Source organism: Pseudomonas sp. BIGb0176, assembly GCF_024810175.1.
Lineage (GTDB): Bacteria > Pseudomonadota > Gammaproteobacteria > Pseudomonadales > Pseudomonadaceae > Aquipseudomonas > Aquipseudomonas protegens.
The window spans coordinates 838,580-856,598 of sequence record NZ_JANUEC010000001.1 but is presented as its reverse complement, the minus strand read 5'-3'; the positions used below and the strand labels follow the sequence as shown (position 1 = coordinate 856,598).

15 protein-coding genes and 3 pseudogenes are annotated in these 18,019 nt (G+C 52.8%); 6 read left to right on the top strand and 12 right to left on the bottom strand.

Translation table 11 applies throughout. The features are described 5' to 3' along the window. Window positions 1–31: 31 nt before the first annotated feature. Window positions 32–1,468 (bottom strand): cytosine permease, encoded by a 1,437-nt coding sequence (locus tag M2395_RS03590; protein ID WP_123430648.1) that lies wholly within the window; start codon window positions 1,466–1,468, stop codon window positions 32–34. Window positions 1,469–1,746: 278 nt separating this feature from the next. On the opposite strand from M2395_RS03590, the gene M2395_RS03585 reads away from it, so the two are divergent. After that, window positions 1,747–2,676 carry a LysR family transcriptional regulator gene (locus M2395_RS03585; RefSeq protein WP_123430647.1) on the top strand — a complete coding sequence of 310 codons (930 nt, stop codon included), beginning with the start codon at window positions 1,747–1,749 and terminating at the stop codon, window positions 2,674–2,676. A 440-nt stretch (window positions 2,677–3,116) separates the two neighbouring features. Here the strand turns inward: M2395_RS03585 and M2395_RS03580 are convergent. Both M2395_RS03580 and M2395_RS03575 read right to left on the bottom strand, forming a co-directional pair. Then, window positions 3,117–3,565, bottom strand: a pseudogene (locus tag M2395_RS03580) (host specificity protein); the annotation flags it as partial. Between the two features lie 79 nt (window positions 3,566–3,644). Next, window positions 3,645–4,172, bottom strand: a complete 528-nt coding sequence (locus M2395_RS03575; protein WP_123430646.1) for an NADPH-dependent FMN reductase — start codon at window positions 4,170–4,172, stop codon at window positions 3,645–3,647. A gap of 117 nt (window positions 4,173–4,289) precedes the next feature. Here M2395_RS03575 and M2395_RS03570 point away from each other — a divergent pair. The 5 genes and pseudogenes from M2395_RS03570 to M2395_RS31720 all read left to right on the top strand — a co-directional run. Then, window positions 4,290–4,541: pseudogene (locus tag M2395_RS03570) on the top strand (DNA cytosine methyltransferase); the annotation flags it as partial. Between the two features lie 124 nt (window positions 4,542–4,665). Then, window positions 4,666–5,493: pseudogene (locus M2395_RS03565) on the top strand (tyrosine-type recombinase/integrase); the annotation flags it as partial. Between the two features lie 661 nt (window positions 5,494–6,154). Then, the gene (locus tag M2395_RS03560; RefSeq protein WP_123430644.1) at window positions 6,155–7,909 is read left to right on the top strand and encodes an AIPR family protein; all 1,755 of its coding nucleotides are present in this window, start codon (window positions 6,155–6,157) and stop codon (window positions 7,907–7,909) included. A gap of 403 nt (window positions 7,910–8,312) precedes the next feature. After that, a complete protein-coding gene (locus M2395_RS03555) occupies window positions 8,313–10,343 on the top strand; it encodes a hypothetical protein (protein ID WP_148071259.1) in 2,031 nt (676 codons plus the stop codon). Between the two features lie 688 nt (window positions 10,344–11,031). After that, on the top strand, window positions 11,032–11,571 hold the full coding sequence (locus tag M2395_RS31720) for a DUF4189 domain-containing protein (protein WP_202602798.1): 540 nt from the start codon (window positions 11,032–11,034) through the stop codon (window positions 11,569–11,571). Between the two features lie 192 nt (window positions 11,572–11,763). Here the strand turns inward: M2395_RS31720 and M2395_RS03550 are convergent, their stop codons facing one another. From M2395_RS03550 to M2395_RS03510, 9 genes are read right to left on the bottom strand one after another with little or no spacing between them, the layout of a single operon-like run. Further along, window positions 11,764–12,285: a lysis system i-spanin subunit Rz gene (locus M2395_RS03550; RefSeq protein WP_123430642.1), complete on the bottom strand. Its 522-nt coding sequence runs from the start codon at window positions 12,283–12,285 to the stop codon at window positions 11,764–11,766. Next, entirely contained in the window at window positions 12,282–12,833 is a 552-nt protein-coding gene (locus M2395_RS03545) for a glycoside hydrolase family 19 protein (protein ID WP_123430641.1), read from the bottom strand. The genes M2395_RS03550 and M2395_RS03545 overlap by 4 nt, the downstream gene beginning before the upstream one ends. A gap of 49 nt (window positions 12,834–12,882) precedes the next feature. Beyond that, window positions 12,883–13,326 (bottom strand): phage tail assembly chaperone, encoded by a 444-nt coding sequence (locus M2395_RS03540; RefSeq protein ID WP_123430640.1) that lies wholly within the window; start codon window positions 13,324–13,326, stop codon window positions 12,883–12,885. Window positions 13,327–13,343: 17 nt separating this feature from the next. Next, the gene (locus M2395_RS03535; protein ID WP_123430639.1) at window positions 13,344–14,372 is read right to left on the bottom strand and encodes a hypothetical protein; all 1,029 of its coding nucleotides are present in this window, start codon (window positions 14,370–14,372) and stop codon (window positions 13,344–13,346) included. Then, on the bottom strand, window positions 14,373–14,981 hold the full coding sequence (locus M2395_RS03530; RefSeq protein WP_123430638.1) for a YmfQ family protein: 609 nt from the start codon (window positions 14,979–14,981) through the stop codon (window positions 14,373–14,375). Further along, complete coding sequence (locus M2395_RS03525) at window positions 14,969–16,009, bottom strand: baseplate J/gp47 family protein (protein WP_123430637.1); 1,041 nt, start codon at window positions 16,007–16,009, stop codon at window positions 14,969–14,971. The genes M2395_RS03530 and M2395_RS03525 overlap by 13 nt, the downstream gene beginning before the upstream one ends. Beyond that, complete coding sequence (locus M2395_RS03520) at window positions 15,999–16,397, bottom strand: phage GP46 family protein (protein ID WP_123430636.1); 399 nt, start codon at window positions 16,395–16,397, stop codon at window positions 15,999–16,001. Before M2395_RS03520 ends, M2395_RS03525 begins: the two co-directional genes overlap by 11 nt. A 2-nt stretch (window positions 16,398–16,399) precedes the next feature. After that, window positions 16,400–16,906: a phage baseplate assembly protein V gene (locus tag M2395_RS03515; protein ID WP_123430635.1), complete on the bottom strand. Its 507-nt coding sequence runs from the start codon at window positions 16,904–16,906 to the stop codon at window positions 16,400–16,402. After that, window positions 16,903–18,018: a phage baseplate assembly protein gene (locus M2395_RS03510; RefSeq protein WP_123430634.1), complete on the bottom strand. Its 1,116-nt coding sequence runs from the start codon at window positions 18,016–18,018 to the stop codon at window positions 16,903–16,905. The genes M2395_RS03515 and M2395_RS03510 overlap by 4 nt, the downstream gene beginning before the upstream one ends. Window position 18,019: the final 1 nt, after the last annotated feature.

Genomic DNA, 18,019 nt, shown 5'->3' with positions numbered 1-18,019 from the left:
CTTTTTCTGATGGTCGTTTATCGGTGAGCGTTCAGCTGGCAATACCTTCAAGCACGAGCTGACTTTGGCGTTGCGCTGCGATCTCCGATGAGCGTTCGAGGTTGCGCGCCAACCCGAGATACAGGCCGCCGGAAATCAACAAGCCGGGGATGAATGCGATATCCGCACCGCCCAGTGCCGCAGCTACTGGGCCAACGAAAAACGGAAGCGAGAAGAACGGCACCATTGCGACAAAACCAACCAGATAGGCCAGTACACCTCGCCAGGCCCAACGGCCATATACGCCGTGCGGATTGAATATTTCGGCGATGGCGTATTCGCCTTTGCGAATCGCATAAAAGTCGACGAGGTTGACCGCCGTCCATGGGATGAGGAAGTACAGCATAAGCAGTACAAAGCCATTGAAGCTGGCCATATAGGCATCCGGTAGCGCCAAAGCGATCACCAGTGACAGCAGGCCCACTACGCTCAGGCCGATCACTCTCACGCGGACACCGGGGCGTACTGGATGGAAGCCGTCCACCGCGCTGATTCCAGTGAGCATGGCGCCATAGCTATTTATGCCGGTGACCGACAACTGCGCGACGGCCCCCACCAACGCGACGAATATGCCAAAGCCAGGGAAGAAATAATTACCGGTTTGCACCAGCGAAACGATGCCATCGGCGCCCGGTATATAGCTGGACAACACCGCTCCCAGCGACATCAGCCATATCGCCGACGCAGTCGCGCCCAAATACGTCCAGAAGATCAGCCGGGGGCTGGACGAGTCTTGAGGCAGGTAGCGCGAATAATCGGAGACATACACCGAATAGCTGATGTTGTACCCAGCAGCAAGTGACAACTGCACGAGAAACGCAGTGGTGTTCCAACCCGAGTTCACCGGTATTGGAGCTGCCGCGGGCAGTGCAGTAACAGCCATCAACGTCACGATGCCAAACACGGCAATTAGCAGATACGTGAGCCAACGTTGCACAAAGTGCAACAGGTCATATCCCACCAGTGCAATCACGATGCTGATCGCAATCAACATGGGGTACCAGAACCACGTCGAGCCCGGCAGAACCAGCTGTATGGCCTGAGTGACCAAAATGACGCCGAATACTATAAAACCGATGTAAACAAAGATGGTCGCCGCAAACGGCACAACGGCACCGCGGCTACCGAATTGCGCACGAGACTGAATCATCTGCGGCAAGCCCATCTTGGGGCCCTGGTTGGCGTGCAAGGCCATGAACACGGTGCCGAAGCCAGCACCTATTGCAATCGCCAGTACACTCCACATTATGCTGAGCCCCATGCTTGGCCCAACAAAGCCGACCATCATGGTGAGAAACACAAAGTTGCCGGTAAACCAGAACGGGCCTTGGTGCCAGACCTTCCCGTGCCGCTCTGCACGAGGCACATAATCGATTGAGCGAGCTTCAATGGCGGGCCTGCTCGATCCGCTACTTCGTTGAGTTGCCATACCGCACTCCGTAATCGTTATTTTTGTTCTGGGTGAAGTTTTGCTTGTGTGGGCCGCGGCAGTGGCTCCCCTCCCCGCAACACTGCCGACCAGCAGCACCGCGAGTATCGGAAGAAAAAAATGGCTGGTAAATCCTGCAGTACGGAACCTGACTTACTCGAAATCGCAACTAAAAAACGGCCTCTTTCGGTGCAGTTCAGTCGCATTGATTCGCAAGGTAAATTTGCTGGTATAAGGGCTGTCCCTATAGCGTTTGTGTCTCTGCATCGGAGGTTTTGATGCTCACTAATCTCTCAGACGTGGATCTGCGCAAACTGCGCATCTTTTGCACCATCGTCGAGGCTGGAGGCTTCACTGCCGCGCAGGTACGCTTAAATACCAGCCTGCCTCGCTTGAGCACATTGGTGCGAGATCTGGAAATTCGCCTCGGCTACTCCCTCTGCCGTCGTGGCAAGAGCGGCTTTCAACTTTCCGAACAAGGCGCCCAAACTTATGCGGCGGCGCAGGAGCTGTATGCTGATATCGACCGCTTTCATCGGCGGGTAGTCATGCTTAACGAAAAGTATCCAGAGTTCTTGCAGATTGGCAGCGTCGATAACCTGCTTTCGCTAGACCAGGCACCGCTGCCGCAGGCCCTCGCTTCCTTTCGCCTGGTTTCGCCCAGTACCCGCATCGACCTGCAGGTAATGCGTGCCGACGAGCTTGAGCAAGCCGTGCTCGAAGGGCGTCTGCACCTCGCCATCGGTTGTTTTAACCACCAGCTCTCAGGCCTGCATTACCAAGCGCTGTTCGAGGAAGAACAAAACCTGTATTGCGGGCGTGGTCATCCTTTCTTTGCACGTCCCGACGAGCATTTTACGGACGAGGAGATCGGTGCCGCAGATTACGTAGACCGTGGCTACATGCTCGAAAGCCGCCGGCCGCACAAATTGCGCTTCGGCAACTCGGTAAGCGCTTTCTCCATGGAAGCCATTGCCACACTGATCGCTTCCGGCACCTGCATCGGCTACCTACCGACCCACTACGCCGATATCTGGGTAGCACGTGGCATGTTGCGTGTAATTGCACCGCAGCGGCTGAGGTATAACGCAGCATTTCACAGCATCACCCGACAAGGGCAAGTCCCGACAGAGTCACTGGCCAAGCTGATGCAAGCGTTGCAGGCCGCAAAGCACTCGGTGACAGTGAAGTCGAGCACGCAAGTTTGAAAAATGACAAACAAACCCGTCCGTCGAAAGCACTTTTCCATACCCTAGGCAAATAGCTGTCGAATACAGCGCCCTTCATTCGCTCATGATTATTTCCTCCACTTAAGTGGAGGACTACAGAACAGTAATAAGTCCACGCAAAGCGGTACGTTGTGATCGGCTGCTTTTAGCCGAAAGCGGTCGTTCCTAAGAACCTAGCTTGAATTCCGCTTTGACTAGGGCTCAAAGCAGCTCATCGCAAAACGGCAAGTGTATTAGCCAATCTCCACCATCAACTCGTACCCAATGGAGCGAAAGGACTTTGTCAGTTCGATGCTAAAAACAAACGAATTGCGGAAGCGATCGCCCAAATCCCAGGCAATAAAAAACCCCGTAGACGTTAATCTACGGGGTTTTCAAGGGTGGAGGCCGAGGTCGGAATCGAACCGGCGTAGGCGGATTCCGTCCGGTACCAGTTGGTCGCAATACTGAGAGATCCGGTAGAGCTCCCACTTGTCCACCATCCACGGTTTGATGCGGCGGCCTAGACCGAAGCGGTCACTGACAGTGATGTCGTAGGTGATCCAGGTTGGGTTGTCAGTCCAGGCCAACTTGAAGCTACCGTCCCAGATACCGGAGTAGGTCCTAGCCACAGGGTTGTAGTTGGCCGGCACAAGGACCCTCTCAGCTTGGTCTCCACTGTGACGGCTGGGATGCTACGGAACTGCTCGGCCGAGAACTCGATGTAGAGCAGCGCGGTGTTCGGGTAGCGCAGCTTTGCATCGATGACCTCGGTGAAACCCGCGATCTGCATGATGTCGGCAATTTTGTTGTTGTTCTGGTTCGGGGTGATGCGGGTCACCCTGAGCAGCCAGCCGCTGGTAGCTGCCGGCAGATTGATGCGTAGGGTACCGAAGTCGGACAAATCGGTTAGCTCAAGCAGTGAGAGGGGAGGCACAGGCCTGTTCATTCGCTCACCTTCGCGATTCCTACATGACCTCAATGTGGCTCTTGAATGCAACCAATGCCGAGACGATCTGCTTACTGATCTCTGGGCTCCCTGCGATGTCCGCCTCATTCATTCCTTTTGCGAGCAGATTCACAGTTATCGACGCAGGCTCGACAACTATTGCGGACATGCTGTTCAGCACCAAACGAAGCGCCGCTTGGGCATGACTCGCACGAGGTGACGCGTTAAACAGTGCAACCGGCTTACCAGGAAATTCATGGCTGGCCACAAGCCAATCTAAGGCATTCTTGAAAGAACCAGGTATTCCACGAGCATACTCAGGGCACGAAATAAGGATGCCATCTACCTTACCCACCAAAGCCCGTAACTCTCTGACGCTCTGCGGCGGATCATCAGCCAGGTCCGGATCGAAGTGCGGCAATTGACCAACCGCCAGATAGTGCTTGATCGACACCCCCTCAGGGCTCAACACCTCAGCCGCACGTAGCAGTGCAGAGTTAGAAGATGCTGCGCGAATGCTTCCGGACACCGCTAACAATTGGACCATTTGTAAACATTCCATTCCCTAGTGAGATAGCACAGTGTCGCATACGTGAATCAGGGCGTTCACAGACATGACTGGAGCCCTCTCCGATACCAGGCCCTGGGCGGTGCGAATACTCATACCCTACAAGCAGGCAATCACGCACCAGACCCAGGCGGCACACCACATATCCTCGCGAATTCCAGTATTCGGCGCTCCACCCCACGCGAGTGCGAACGCCTCCAAGGCATGCCCGAGGACTACACCCTAATCCCCTGGCGCGGCAAGCCTGCCGGCGAATGCCCAGACGGCCCACGCTACAAGGCGATCGGTAACAGCAAGGCAGTCACCGTCGTCCGCTGGATCGGCCAGCGAATCCTGCAACAACTCTAAACACCCCACTCAACAATCGGAAAGCCTGCCGGCGATGGCGGGCAAAGCAACCCGCCCGCTGAAGTCCCCACCTGGAACTTTGATTTGTCGCGAGTGAGATGAAATGCGCCCAAGGAAGACCCATAGGTACATGCGCGACATCATCCCGAAAAAGTCGGAGCGCACTCAGAAGGACAACAAGGCCGAATTGAGGCAGCTAAGGCCAGTTTTTGACGAGATACCGGTGGATGCGATTACGCCATCGATGATTGCTGCCTATCGCGATAAGCGATCCGCGAAAACCAGAGCCAACAGAGAAATCGCCTTACTGTCTCACGTCTTCAATATTGCGCGCGAATGGGGTTTGACCAACAGAGAGAACCCCTGCCAGGGCGTTCGTAAGAACAAGGAAACGCCGCGCGACTATTACGCAAACGACGCGGTATGGAAGGCGGTCTACCAGAAAGGCGAAATTGAACTGCAGGAGGCAATGGATCTGGCCTACCTGACCGGCCAGCGCCCAGCCGATGTCCGACTAATGCGTGTCGATGATGTGGAGGGAGTGTATCTGCGCGTTGGCCAAGGCAAGACTTCCAAGAAGATCCGAATCCTCATGGAGGTCGATGGCCAGAAAAATAGCTTGGGCCTGCTCATCGAGAGAATTATTGCCAGACCGAAAAAAATAAACTCTGGCTATTTGATCGTGAGCAAGTCGGGGAAGAAGGTCTCCGAGCGCATGCTATGCCAGAGATGGGACGACGCCAGGTCAAAAGCCGTGGCTGAGGCTATCGAACAAGGCGACCAGGGCCTGGCTAAGAAAATCGCAGGGTTTCAGTTCCGTGATATCCGACCGAAGGTGGCATCTGAAATTCTCGACCTGGACGACGCGAGCCGGCTTCTCGGACACTCAAAACAGGAGACCACAAAGAAGATTTACGTTCGAGTTGGCGCCATCGCAAACCCGACGAAATAGGAAAGTTTTGGTACGCCAGCCTTAAAGTTTTGGTACGCCAGCACTTTCATACAGGCAATAAAAAACCCCGTAGACGTTAATCTACGGGGTTTTCAAGGGTGGAGGCCGAGGTCGGAATCGAACCGGCGTAGGCGGATTTGCAATCCAGATAAAATATCAATACTTTCAAATAGTTAATGATAGATCTGTTCCGCAAGCGCCATCTCTTAGAAAGCCTGCAACCCACAGCCTATGCGGGTCATTATTTTGATTGCGGAACTGACTTTACTGACGTCCCTAGCGGTTCAGAGCCCAGTGACAGTCGCAGTCCTCAAGGCTCCGCTACCCTTTCCTTCTGGACCCTGCAAGCTCAGTCGATCCGATGATGGATCGGGCATACTGAATAAAAAATTACTTATAAATCATTAAGTTAATGTAACTTAATTTTTTCTGTAGCAAAAAATAAGCAAGCTAATGAAAGCATCCCACCCTGACTGATGCCCAATCTCCTCTCAGAAAGCACAACGGATTGGGCTGCCTTTCCCGAAAGGCTTACATCATGCAGTCTCAGATCAGACAGCCTTCAGTAAAGAACGCCCGCCTCTTCTCTACCTCTATACCAAAAGCAAGCGCTTCAGTGGCATACTGGCATTTAGCCAACAAGTCATAGCAATGGATCGCCATGCATATAATCATCGAAAAAAATATTGAAGAACTGAAAAAAGAATACCAATACCCCAAAAAAACAGCCGAATCTAAACTATTTGAATACTTCTGTAATTATTGTATTACCTCAAAGCATTACCTCGGCAGATTCAACCCAAAAGACATCACCACAGATGAAGATGATGCCTCAATTGATGGCATTTCTATCATTATCGATGGTGACTTAATCACAACGCTAGATGACGCTCAGAAAATCTTTAAAACTCACAAAACAAACTTAAGCGCCGACATCATATTCTCTCAATGCAAAAGCGGCGAGGCTTTCAAGAAGTCAGAAATAAACAATTTCAGCGTTGGCCTTGAAGATTTTATTACTCTTAAACCTCAATACCCACAAGGCAAGCTCAACAACAACGCATTAAAAATCATCAAAGAAGTTTTTGACAATTTAAAAAAAATAAAAAATCGGCTCCCTAACTTCCATGCTTACTACTGCACCAGCGGAAACTACAAAGATGAACGAGAAATAAAGGCATCCTTTAAAGCACTTAAGATCAAAATTGAACAAACGGATCTTTTTGGAGAAGTGCATATAACGCCACTCGGGCGAGCCGAACTTCTAAAGTTATATGCGAATGCGACTGAGAAAAATGAAGCTACTCTTAGGCTAATCGATTACTTTGGCATGCCTAAGATATCTAACATCCCACAGTCATATATTGGAATTGCAAACGCAAAAGAGTTTGTAATCAATGTTCTATCAGATGCCGATGGAAATCTCAACCATCGAGTATTCGAAGAAAACGTTAGATCTTTTTTAGGCGAAAGCAATCAGGTCAATAACAAAATCAAGTCCACTCTTGATGATACCGAAAAAAAGAATTTGTTTTCCGTACTCAACAACGGAATTACGATCGTTGCACCCGAACTCACACTGACTCCTAACACCAAAGAAATCAGCTTAACAAACTACCAAGTTATCAACGGATGTCAAACCAGCAATACATTATTTATAAACAGCCATCTCCTGGACGACTCTGTAAATATAATCATAAAGTTTATCGAGTCAGCGAACACAGATGTCTCTGAAGATATAATTTCCGCCACCAACAACCAGACAGAAGTAAACACAGAGTCTTTCCATGGTTTAAAGGGCAAAGCAAAACTTGTTCAAAAGTATTTCGATGCAAAGAACACTAAGTCCGCACCAGAGAATAGAATTTACTTTGAACGCCGCGAGAGTGAATACAAACAAGCTGGCTATCAGTTCACGCGAATTTTCGACGTTCGAGAACTAGCTCGCTGTTATGCAGCGATGGTATTAAACCAACCGCATCATTCAGCCAGATACGTCAAGGAAATATTTTCAACTAGTGCAAAGGATCTTTTTTGCGACAACGACCATGAGTCGCTCTATTACGCTTCCGCCCTTGCCCTGTATAAATATAACACGCTAGTAAATGGCCGAAAAAACGGAGCTCAGAATTTCATAAAACTTCGCTGGCACATTATTCAAGTCTACAAATGGGTAGTACATGGAAAAACTGAAGTACCCGCTGCGTCCTCAAAAGCCGCCGAAGAATATGCGAACAAGATAATTCTGTCACTCACCGAGGAAGCGAAGCCATACATGGAGCACTTTATAACTTGCCAAGAAATTATCACTTCTACTGGCACTCCATCTACCGACTCTTTGAAGCGCGGAAAGTTCACTGCCGACCTAATTAACAAAGCTAATGAATATTTTGCGACAAAACTAACTCAAAAGTAAGCACTGACCAACACATACGCCAATTGCACTCGGGTACTAATGCAAAAAGCCCTACGACCTCGTACAACAAGGGCCGTAGGGCTTAGAGATGGCGCTGCCCGAAGTTAACTGACATAGATTGACGTACGATTTGCACCGTTTTCCCGTACGCCAGGTAACGAGGATAGGGATTCGTCCTACTTTTATCCTAAACATCCCAGCGCTTTCAGCTACGTATTTCTATCGGACTTGATCATCATCAGGCTAGCCTTGACAGGTAAAAATCGCCCCATGGCGGCCTTTCACAAATGCAGCTACCAGCCAATAGCAGTCACCCAAAATCTTTACAAGATCTGGGCTGTCTATAGTGACGCATTTTATTCTAGAGCAATCAGAAACCTACTATAAACAATGAGATATAAAAATGTTGAGCTTCAAGGAAAAAGTCAGAGCAAAACAAATTTCGGGGCCCACTGATCGAAAGTTTACATTGGCTTTGTGGCAGACGGCATGGGAAAACGAAAAAGCTCATAGCGCTGACGAACAGAGTTTTTTTGAGGCGGGTAAGGTCTTTCATAAAGTTTTCAGCGAAATTCGTACGGCACTTACATCGCTTTACAACGACAAGGCTCCAGCTATATCTCGAACAACACACCTAGAGTTGCTTTGCGCAATTTCCAATCGAGATATATCAGTATTAAAAAGCATACAACAAACAGATATCAGGGCGGGGCAGAGTATTCACAGTGCTTCGAGCAAAGCAAACCGACATGGGGCTGAAATATACCTAGAGGAAATTGCTCATGGTGCTGTTGATGGGCTTGAGCTCGCTATTTTTGAAAGCATTAAGGCCATCAAAAAAAGTCTTCTAATACCGCCTGGAGGAAATCCTATTTCCGTTCTGAGTTTCGCTCAAATGGAGGCTGATCTTTCCCAGCTCTACGGCATGTACGATCAGTATTGGAAAGCTCTCTTGTGGGGTGACTACGAATTTTTCGTGCAGGATACCGATTACAGTGTTTATGAGATCCGCCAGTTATCTACTGATAGAGAGATATCTTACGAACTAACAAATTTGCGCAAGAACAGACTTGGCATGCAGTCTATTATGATTCATAACGACCCAGCAATACTTGAACTCAACAACAACGGCTCATACATTAAGCCAGTCAGATCCGGAAAGAAAAAAACGCTTAAGACTTCTCTATTGAAACATGCCTCAGACGAAATCAGGTTCTTTAACTCAAAAATAAAAACCGATATACTTTTACTGAGTGATGAATTTCCAAGTAGTCTTATCGAAAGCCAACTACCTGCTGGTTTCTCAATCAAAGAAGCCTTAGATGTTTTTAGATTACTCATATTATTATCCAAGCAATTTCAAGATAAATACCCAGAAAACAATAGTGTCTACAACCACAAAAAACTCGCAGAATTTAGTTCCAAAACCAACAAACAGGACTTGTTGCTAGCCATAATCAAGGTTTCTGGAATAAAATACGCCAAAGCCAAGCTCATACTAGAATTTTTAATTTTCAACAACCAGGCTAGGGACTTATGGAGTCATCCGATTCTCGAAATATCACACGACAAATTGATATTTTTAACTAGCGCACTATCAAGCCCGGTTTTAGTTCGAGTTGTTGAGCATTGGCTTGTCGAGCTTGAAGTAGATCTCACGAGGAAAGGTACGCATTACGAAGAGATATCTTTAAGTGAGATAAATCAAGACTTGCTCTCTAACAAAATTTTGCCTCATCCTATTTCAGCATTTTCAAAGCGATTGAGGCTTAAATCAGGAGCAGAGGAGGAGATAGATCTAATTCTAAAACTTGGCAACGTGATTTTGATCGGAGAGGCTAAGTCCATTGTAACTACGGACTCATCCATCTCCTATTATCGTACATATAGTACGTTAAAAGGGGCTGCCGCCCAAGCCAAAAGAAAATCTCTTTTCTTCTCAAGTAATATCGCAGAAATATTTGATGTATTTGACTGGACTTATGACCCAAGCATCTCATACCAGCTTCTTCCAATAGTGCTAAACAGTAATAAAATTCATTCTGGATTCCCCATAAATGGCATTCCCGTTGTGGACGAACAGATCCTAGCCAGATACTTTAGCTCAAGTACATTTCCACTAATATCAATGAAGCATGACAACAAGTTTCATAATCTGGCGTGGTTTAACTTATACGACAACTACGAAGATCTACAAAAAAATATTAGCTCCTACCTGATGCATCCACCGCAACTTTCGGAAGGCCGAGAGATTCTTGTATATAAAACCATAAAGATACCACAACTGACCACACTCTCCCCAAAAATACAATACACCAGACTAGTCCCTGGAGACTTCCCTTTAGAGCGTAAATTATATAAAAATTATGAATTCCCCCTCCATGTAAGCGACGATATTATGAGCAAAATAATGGAAATGATTGCAGTCATTTAATGTTCCAAATAGAACCTCCCATTAACTGGAGCTGCTCGCCATTGGCGGAAGTGTTCAGTACTCGAAAATTGATTTATGAACGCCCCATACCTCCGTAATCGGGCGAAAGGAAAAACTCAAACGCCGATTGTGCTGGGGTATTAACGCAAAAAAGCCCTACAGCCCCGAATAACAAGGGCTGTAGGGCTTTTCCTACAGAGTAGGAAATCGCGCCGTTTGGCATTAAATGGCATTGATTGGCGTACAGATTGCCCCATTTTTGCCCCACGACATCCTCACGTCCAAAACTGAGCGCGCATCGAGAAAGTGGCCCATGGCCCGTTCTTTCGGCAGATTTGGCCGCATCGGGGTGAACTTCGCGTCTTCCAGCTTGCGGCTCTGCCGCCTTGATGTGTTCCTGGCCTATATGCGTAATCGAGGGTAAACCTGGGCGTGGATGCTGCCCTTTTCGATGGGCCAAGATAACTTTTCGCGGCCCTAATCGATAACGGCAATGGGCCACTAGCACATCCGTCCTATGTTGACCGCCGCAGCTGGCATACCCAAACTATTTTTCTGAACGACCTTACGCAGGCCAGGACACCAGCCCTTAAGACGATCAGCGTTTGGTGATACATCCCGGACCACGAGAAAACGCATCGGGCGAGGTAGTGCGCAAACATGAGCTCTGCGTGAAACTGAGGAGTATATGAAATTGTCTATGTTTGGCGCCGCACCGCTGCACTGGGCCAATTTGCTTTTGCTATTGGCTCTTGCCTTTCCGGCAATTGCAAATGCGGAGGGGAGATGTCCTGCTGGGCAATATCCCGTCGGCGATCAAGGGGTTGGCGGCTGCGCTCCGATTCCAGGCGCTGGCGGGAGCCCCCGCGAGCAGGAGCCCGCTGGGCAGTGGCATAAGACCTGGGGCGCAATCGCTTCATCTGGAGCAACCGCAGATGCAGGTGTTGCCGTCAACAGGCCCAGCAAGGAGAGTGCCGAGAAGTTTGCCTTGTCCGAGTGCAGCAGGCGGGGGGCAACTGATTGCAAAGTGATTTTTACGTATCGAAACCAATGTGTCGCATGGGTGGTTCCCAGCAGCAAGGATGGGCCGTCCCGCTCTGGCCTGGGCAGTGCCAAAGACCCTGAAGAAGCCCGCATGGTGGCTCAACAGTCATGTGTCGACACGGGAGGCAAAGCTTGCCAGGTGGTATACGAAGACTGCAGCAAACCCGTATATGAAGCATTTTGAGAGTGAGTAACTCGTGTTTACCGGTCCCCAGCTTTCGTGCTGGAACCGGAGATACAATCGAGCCAGTTCGTTTAGGTCAACATCCCCGCCCACTACTGCGGTATGAGTATTGGCGGGGATTGTCTGAAGGTGCATTTTGCCGGGTACAGCGGCTGGGTTAGATGTTGAGGCAACTGGCCCGACCGCTCTTTTTCACTTCGTTGAAACGATATCTTTGACGTAGCTCTGGCAGGCTGCCAAGGCGATCAATCCTTGATCGCCGTCACCGGTGATGCCGACAATTCGTTGAGCAGCCGCCGGGTCAAGCTCGGCTCGCGCGCTTCCATGAACCACGCCGCAGGTGCCGGCGGTGGCTGGCAACCCACCGCCACCACCCGAGGCGGCGGTGTTGAGTAGGACTGACAGCCGGAGATCAGCAGTAGCCAGCCGATCACGCAGGCGAGCTTGGTTCGTTTGAGCATCGCGCAATTCCTTGTAGTGGGTTTCGTCATTCGCCTGCAGGCGGTCCTCCAGGGCCCGACGGGCATCCTGTTGGGTTTCCTGCCAGTTGATCACCGCCGTGGCGGCCTGCTCGCGATCAGTGCTGTACGCCTCGGCCTGATCAGCGAGATCCTTGCCGTAGGCGTTGGCCTGCCACGTCCAGGCCAGCCAACCACCCAGGGCGAACCCCAGCACCAGGGCCAGGACCGGCAGCAGCCAGCCCGGGGCCTTCAAGGCAGCACCCTCAATGCACGCTCATACAACGCCTCGCGATCCGCCAGGCCGTTGGTTCCGCCGTTGATGCGCTTGGTGATGGTGAGGAAGTCGCCCTTATCGGCCAGGTTGTTCAACCCCGCCCGCTGCCAGAACCAACCCGCCGACAGCGCGGCATAGACCGGGGTTTCCAGCAGCTCCGGGGTGTTGAGCAGTCGAGCATCGCTGAACAGCGCTTCGCTACAGGCTTCATAGTTCGCCCGGCCCGTGACCTGAATCAGACCCCGCCCCCGGTACTTCTGGCCGTCGCCATCGGCCTCTGGAGTGTTGCCCAAGCGCTTGGCCAGTGGGCCGGTGTCGTACTTGCTCAGGTACTGGTCGCTACCCAACTCGCGTACATACTGCAGTTGCCCGGATTCGTGGCCGATCTGCGCGATGAACGCCGCGATTCGCAGCCGAGTGATGATCCCGTACTTGCTCATGGCCGCGTTGAGGGCCGGAACAAAAATGCCCGCTTGGCGGCGGGCGTTGGGAAGGATCTTAAGCAATTGCTGTTCTGTAATAGGCATAGAAAATCCTCAAGATTAGAAATGAAAACGCCCCGTCAGTGCGGGGCGTTTATTGGGTCTGCTCAGCGATCCAGGGCGGCGCTGCAGGGCGGTGCTGAACATCAGGGAAATCTGCAGACTGGGGCCAGTCTCGAAGCGCTTGCCGATACGCTTGCAACTCCTTGTACTGATCCCCTAGTAGCGTCGTTGTAGCTCCGGCCTCGACTTGATCGCGATGGCGCGCCACTACTCCATCCGTCGCGTACAACTCGGCGCTTCTCCATCCGCGCTCTGCTGCAGCTACGAATTCAGGATCAGGGACAGCTACGGGTGCTGGGCTTTTAACGAATGTATTGCCATCCCACGTCCAGAGACTGGATCGCTCCTGAGTAAGGTTGAACCAAGTTTTATGATCAACCGGCACCGCGCCGTCCGGAATTTTGTGAACACCCTCAATCAAACAAAGGTCCAGATCCCCTTGCGCGTCAAGAGTTGCAAAATATTTATCTGCCATAAATCCCCCATCAACAATCAATAACCAAAAAAGTACACACGCGGTTGACTGACACCGGAACCACTTGAAACAGGATTTGCCACCGTCACACCAACTTTTGAATTATTAAGCCCTGATGCCGATTCATAAGAGACAGTCGTCACCCCAGATATGTACTTGCTAGTAACGAGCCCACCCAAAACAGCATTGGGAAATGGAATAGGAAACTGTATATCTTGTGAAGTTAATCCGCCGCCGCTCACTGCCGCATTCACACCCGACGCCCACTGAACAACGAAACCTCCAAGCCACCATGGGAAAACTATATATCCATTATTGGCGAGCAGAATTCTAAAGCCCCCCGCAAGCGTTTTTGGAGTAACAAACGACTCACCGTCAACCCCAGAATTTACCGCACCTTGTGAAGCAACCTTTGCGGTTCCCCGACTATTCTCCGTGGCTTGGTTAACCAGAGCTGCATCTGCCTTGGTCGCAGGGTTAAAATTCCCGGAGTGCCATGCGGCATTATCGAAAAAATAAACAACCTTTTCTGGGACATTAACAACCATAGGAAAAGTCGTAACACCATTATAATTTGCAAACACCCTGAACCACCTGTTTGCAACATCCATAAAAACTTCAACCTCTGGCGTTTTCATGGCAAACTCAGGGGAGTCATTGGTCCCATTATTAAGATATATAGGGCCTGAAACCACACCGCCCGCCTTGGGCAATAACTGGCGCGCAAGGTCATCTACATAAGTCCTACTAGCACCATCCGTAATACCGTAGCCGCCGAGTGTAGTTGCCTTGTCTGCTTTTTTATTGAGGTCTTCTTTTGTAACACCGCTCCCAGCAATAATTTTAGTAATCGCTTCAGATAACTGATCAGTGCTTTGTTCATCGGGCTCTATTGAGGCTGCACTTAGAACATTAAGGATTTCAGAAGTAACCGCATTCCCCCAAGCCGCCGGAATCAGAGAGCCGACTTGCCCGGTGGTAGTGTTCTCGTCAACAAACTTGCCATTGACCAGGCCAACGTTAGGTACGCTTTTCGGATAGTCCATCTACACACCCACCCCATAATTGATTGTTTCCAGTGCATGCGCCGGGGCGCTGCGACGAATCACGCACTCCAAGGCGCCGCTCGGGTTGACCCCGAACCGTTCGCCCCAGTAGCTGGCACCGAAGCGCCGACCCAGGCGGCGGCGCGGGCCCGTGTTGAGCGTCCACATAAACTGCGCGGACCAGGTACCGAAGTGGGCTGCGCCAAATCGGGAGCGACCAAACCGCGGCGCCCGGCGTTCCGTGATGGTGGCCTCGGGGTAGCCGAGGCGCACCGCGATCTCGATGAAGTAGCCACAGGATTGCCCGCCGACAGCCGTCAGCCGTTGACGCACCGCCAGACGGCGGTCCTCAAATACCGGTTCAAGCCCAATGCAAGGATCTGGCAGCCCCATGACGCGCTCCCAGTCCGGCACCAGCTCATTCACGCCACCGGCATCCATCTCATTCAGCAAGGCGAAGGCCCGGGCTTCGATGCGCGCCAGCTCCTGCGACAAGCCAGTCAGCACTGACGCCAACTCAGGGACGCGCTCAGGCTCCCAGGCCGGCCCCGCTGGGAGCAGCGCCCTCAACTGAGCCCGGTATTGGTCCGCTGTTCTTAAGCCAGCCATAGGCAGCCCCCATACGTCAGCAGCTCGTTAGGTTCTGCCGCCACATCAGCAACCGGCGCCACCAGTTGGTGGTCCCGCTCACCAGCGGATCCACTGATGGCCTCGGCGATGTGAGTCAGCAAAAGGGGCTCACCCAGGGCCGCCTCTCGCGCATGCAGATCACGCAATTGCGCCTCGACTGCCGCCCGAACTGTAGAGGTATCCGGGTTCAGCCGGACGCTGTACACAACCGATTTGCGCGTGGGGGCCAAGACATACACCTCAGCCGTTACCGGTCGCCGGGGTTCGATGTACTGCTTCACCTCCGCCAGCTGTTCAACCGTTGGCACAGAATCGGCATCGTCATCGCGCATCACAAACACCGCCACGGTGCCCGGCCCCAGATACAGCCGCCGGGTCCAGGCCCGGGTAATTCCGGGGCACTCCAAGGCCCAGGTTTCATAGTCATCCGCTGAGCCGCCATGAGGTATCACGCGATAGGACTGAATGACCCGGGCCCGCAATGACTCAACGCTTTCCTGGGCCACACCGCCCAGCAGGCCGGGAGCTAGGACGGTGAACGAGTCCGCTACCCCCTGGACCGGCTGAACGAGGCTCAGTACCAGACCTGCGTCAGCGTTGCCCAGCGCTCCAGCGTCCACCGCTTCAAGCGCTGCGGTGTTGGTTCCGGCAACCGTGGTTACTCCTGCAGTGACGCGGTAGGCCCGGCCATCACTGGCTTGCAATACAGTGTCAGCGTCCAGCACAGCACCTGCAGCTGCGGTAAAACTGGCCATACCTTGGGCCGGCTGGGCAGCTTTCCTTGGCTGATTGAGGCGAAGGGAGGCGATCCGCTCCAGCGTTTCGACTTCAGCCGTGTCCGGCAGAATCTGCTCGGCGATCCAGCCCAGGTAACCGTACAGGCCGAAGGCAGCACCGCTCAGCGTTCGGGCTAACACCTGAGCATCGGAGCGCCGCAACGCATCGCCGGCCAGGTCGCTTTGCGTGCGATTGACCAGCACGGGAAGCGTGGGGGTTTCAAACGGCATAAATCACCTGCCATAGCTCTGTTGGGTGGATCTCCAGGCGCTCGCCCGTGGAGATGGTAAGAATCACACCGACGTTCAGGCGGCTGTCCGTGACCCGTTCGCTGCGGATCTCGATGCGAATGACCTCGCCATCGTCGAGCAGCCATTGCAGGGCCTCCCGAGCATAGAACTCGGCATCGAGCTGGGTTTCTCGGGTGAGCTTCACCCGGCGTAACAGCCAGAGGCGAGAGCCGATCCGGTCATCGACCACCGCCGGGAAGCTGTCGCCCCACCAGCCGAAGCGCTCGTCATCGTCAATCGGGTCATCTGTCGCGGCGCGACGCCAGGTAAACAGGCTGATCACCACAGCCCGAACAAGCGAGGTTTCAAGGGTTCCCGATATGATCATCGTCAGCCCCCTGGAACAGGCACAGCTGTCTGGCCCGGGCCCGGCATGACGCCGCCGTGAACGTGATTGATCTGGCTGACCCCACCGGCAATCTGGTCACCCTGTGAAACGATCTTCCCTGTCTGCGTGAGCAGCGGTGTATCGATGTTCACGGCGCTACTGGCGGTGATGTTCAGCGTCTCGGTGACAACCTCGATCACCCGTCCGCGCTTGAGGTGCACCTTGTCGCCTTCGTCGCTGTAGATCGCGACCTCGCCGGACTTCAACTCCTGCACGCGGTACCGGCGATCTGAAGCCACCAGTACCACCCCATGGGACCGATCCCCACCGAGGAACGCGGTCAACACTTCAGCCCCCGCCAGTGGGTTACTGGTGAGGCCATAGGGTTCGAAGTGTTCAACCTTGTCCTTCACCTCTCCAGCCGTCAGCCGCACCTGCAGGGTTTGCAGCTTCTTCGCCGCGTCGGCCAGTACCACCGTGCCGCGGGCAAGCATCTTCATCAGGCTCATTTTTTAGGCTCATAGTCAGCGGGAATCAGGTATTCGAAGTTGTCGCCCTTGCCGCCCTTTTTCAGCTTGCGGTTCTTGTGGGAGTCGTCCGGCTCGGGCTCGAAACCATCCGGCGGGCCAACCAACATTTTCGTGGTCATACCCTGGTCGCTCAGGCTGTAGGTGATCTCGGCGATCAGCATGTCGCGGTCGAAGCCAATGATCGGATCCAAAACACGGACGATCATGTTGTGCTTCCACAGCTGGCCGTTCGATTGCCGCCAGCCCTGCACCGTGTAGGTAGCGGAAAGCGCCTTGCCCATCCGCGTGCTGCGCTCCCAGTTGGCCCGGGCCTGGGCCAGCTCCTGGGTGACCTGTCCAGACTCCTGAATGATCTTCACGCGCCGTCGGGTCGTTCGCTCGTCCGTAACCTTGGCCGACACTTCCGCCGCTGCTTCACCGAACTCTTCGTCGGTACCGGTCTTTTGCCCCAGCACCTGGTACTCCGAGTACACCCCGGAGAAGTCGAGCGGAGCATCACCGGCTTTGATGTTCCCCCCTACAGCCAACGCATCGAAGGCCCGCCCCTCGCTGCCCGGTTTCGCGAGCACCGCCATACCGCGGGCATCATCCGTAGAGAACACCCGGAACAGCGTCAACAGCCGGTCAATGGACTCAAACGCCGACTCGCCGGGCTCGACGGTGTGGTCAGACAGCTTTGAGCTTTCAGGGATCTCGCTGCGCACGGCGATCTTGTAGGGCGCGGCCAGCGCCTTGACGATCGACAGCACGCCCTGGCTATTCCACTGCCCCGGCTTGTTCACCGCGGCGCAGTCCACCAGATCCGCCGGCAGCGACCGCCCGGTGACCGACCGAGTGATCTGCTTGTCGTCATAGCTGATCGGCGTACCGAACACCCAGCCGGTTAGCACCAGGTCATCACCGATGCTCACCTGACACTTTGCACCCTGTTTGATCGGCACCTCGATCTTCTGATCGCCCCACTTCCAGGTAATACCCAGGTTGAAGTCCCGGGCCTGGCGCTCCAGCCCTGCCGAGATCTCCACTGATTTCCAGCCGCTGTAATCCACACCGTCAACCGTGAGGCTGACGACGTTCTGTGTATCGAGCATG

Excerpts from the sequence above, each read along its gene's own strand:
- M2395_RS03590 (WP_123430648.1), bottom strand. The coding sequence starts at position 1,468 with ATGGCAACTCAACGAAGTAGCGGATCGAGCAGGCCCGCCATTGAAGCT.
- M2395_RS03585 (WP_123430647.1), top strand. The coding sequence starts at position 1,747 with ATGCTCACTAATCTCTCAGACGTGGATCTGCGCAAACTGCGCATCTTT.
- M2395_RS03575 (WP_123430646.1), bottom strand. The coding sequence starts at position 4,172 with ATGGTCCAATTGTTAGCGGTGTCCGGAAGCATTCGCGCAGCATCTTCT.
- M2395_RS03560 (WP_123430644.1), top strand. The coding sequence starts at position 6,155 with ATGCATATAATCATCGAAAAAAATATTGAAGAACTGAAAAAAGAATAC.
- M2395_RS03555 (WP_148071259.1), top strand. The coding sequence starts at position 8,313 with ATGTTGAGCTTCAAGGAAAAAGTCAGAGCAAAACAAATTTCGGGGCCC.
- M2395_RS31720 (WP_202602798.1), top strand. The coding sequence starts at position 11,032 with ATGAAATTGTCTATGTTTGGCGCCGCACCGCTGCACTGGGCCAATTTG.
- M2395_RS03545 (WP_123430641.1), bottom strand. The coding sequence starts at position 12,833 with ATGCCTATTACAGAACAGCAATTGCTTAAGATCCTTCCCAACGCCCGC.
- M2395_RS03540 (WP_123430640.1), bottom strand. The coding sequence starts at position 13,326 with ATGGCAGATAAATATTTTGCAACTCTTGACGCGCAAGGGGATCTGGAC.
- M2395_RS03535 (WP_123430639.1), bottom strand. The coding sequence starts at position 14,372 with ATGGACTATCCGAAAAGCGTACCTAACGTTGGCCTGGTCAATGGCAAG.
- M2395_RS03530 (WP_123430638.1), bottom strand. The coding sequence starts at position 14,981 with ATGGCTGGCTTAAGAACAGCGGACCAATACCGGGCTCAGTTGAGGGCG.
- M2395_RS03525 (WP_123430637.1), bottom strand. The coding sequence starts at position 16,009 with ATGCCGTTTGAAACCCCCACGCTTCCCGTGCTGGTCAATCGCACGCAA.
- M2395_RS03520 (WP_123430636.1), bottom strand. The coding sequence starts at position 16,397 with ATGATCATATCGGGAACCCTTGAAACCTCGCTTGTTCGGGCTGTGGTG.
- M2395_RS03515 (WP_123430635.1), bottom strand. The coding sequence starts at position 16,906 with ATGAGCCTGATGAAGATGCTTGCCCGCGGCACGGTGGTACTGGCCGAC.
- M2395_RS03510 (WP_123430634.1), bottom strand. The coding sequence starts at position 18,018 with ATGCTCGATACACAGAACGTCGTCAGCCTCACGGTTGACGGTGTGGAT.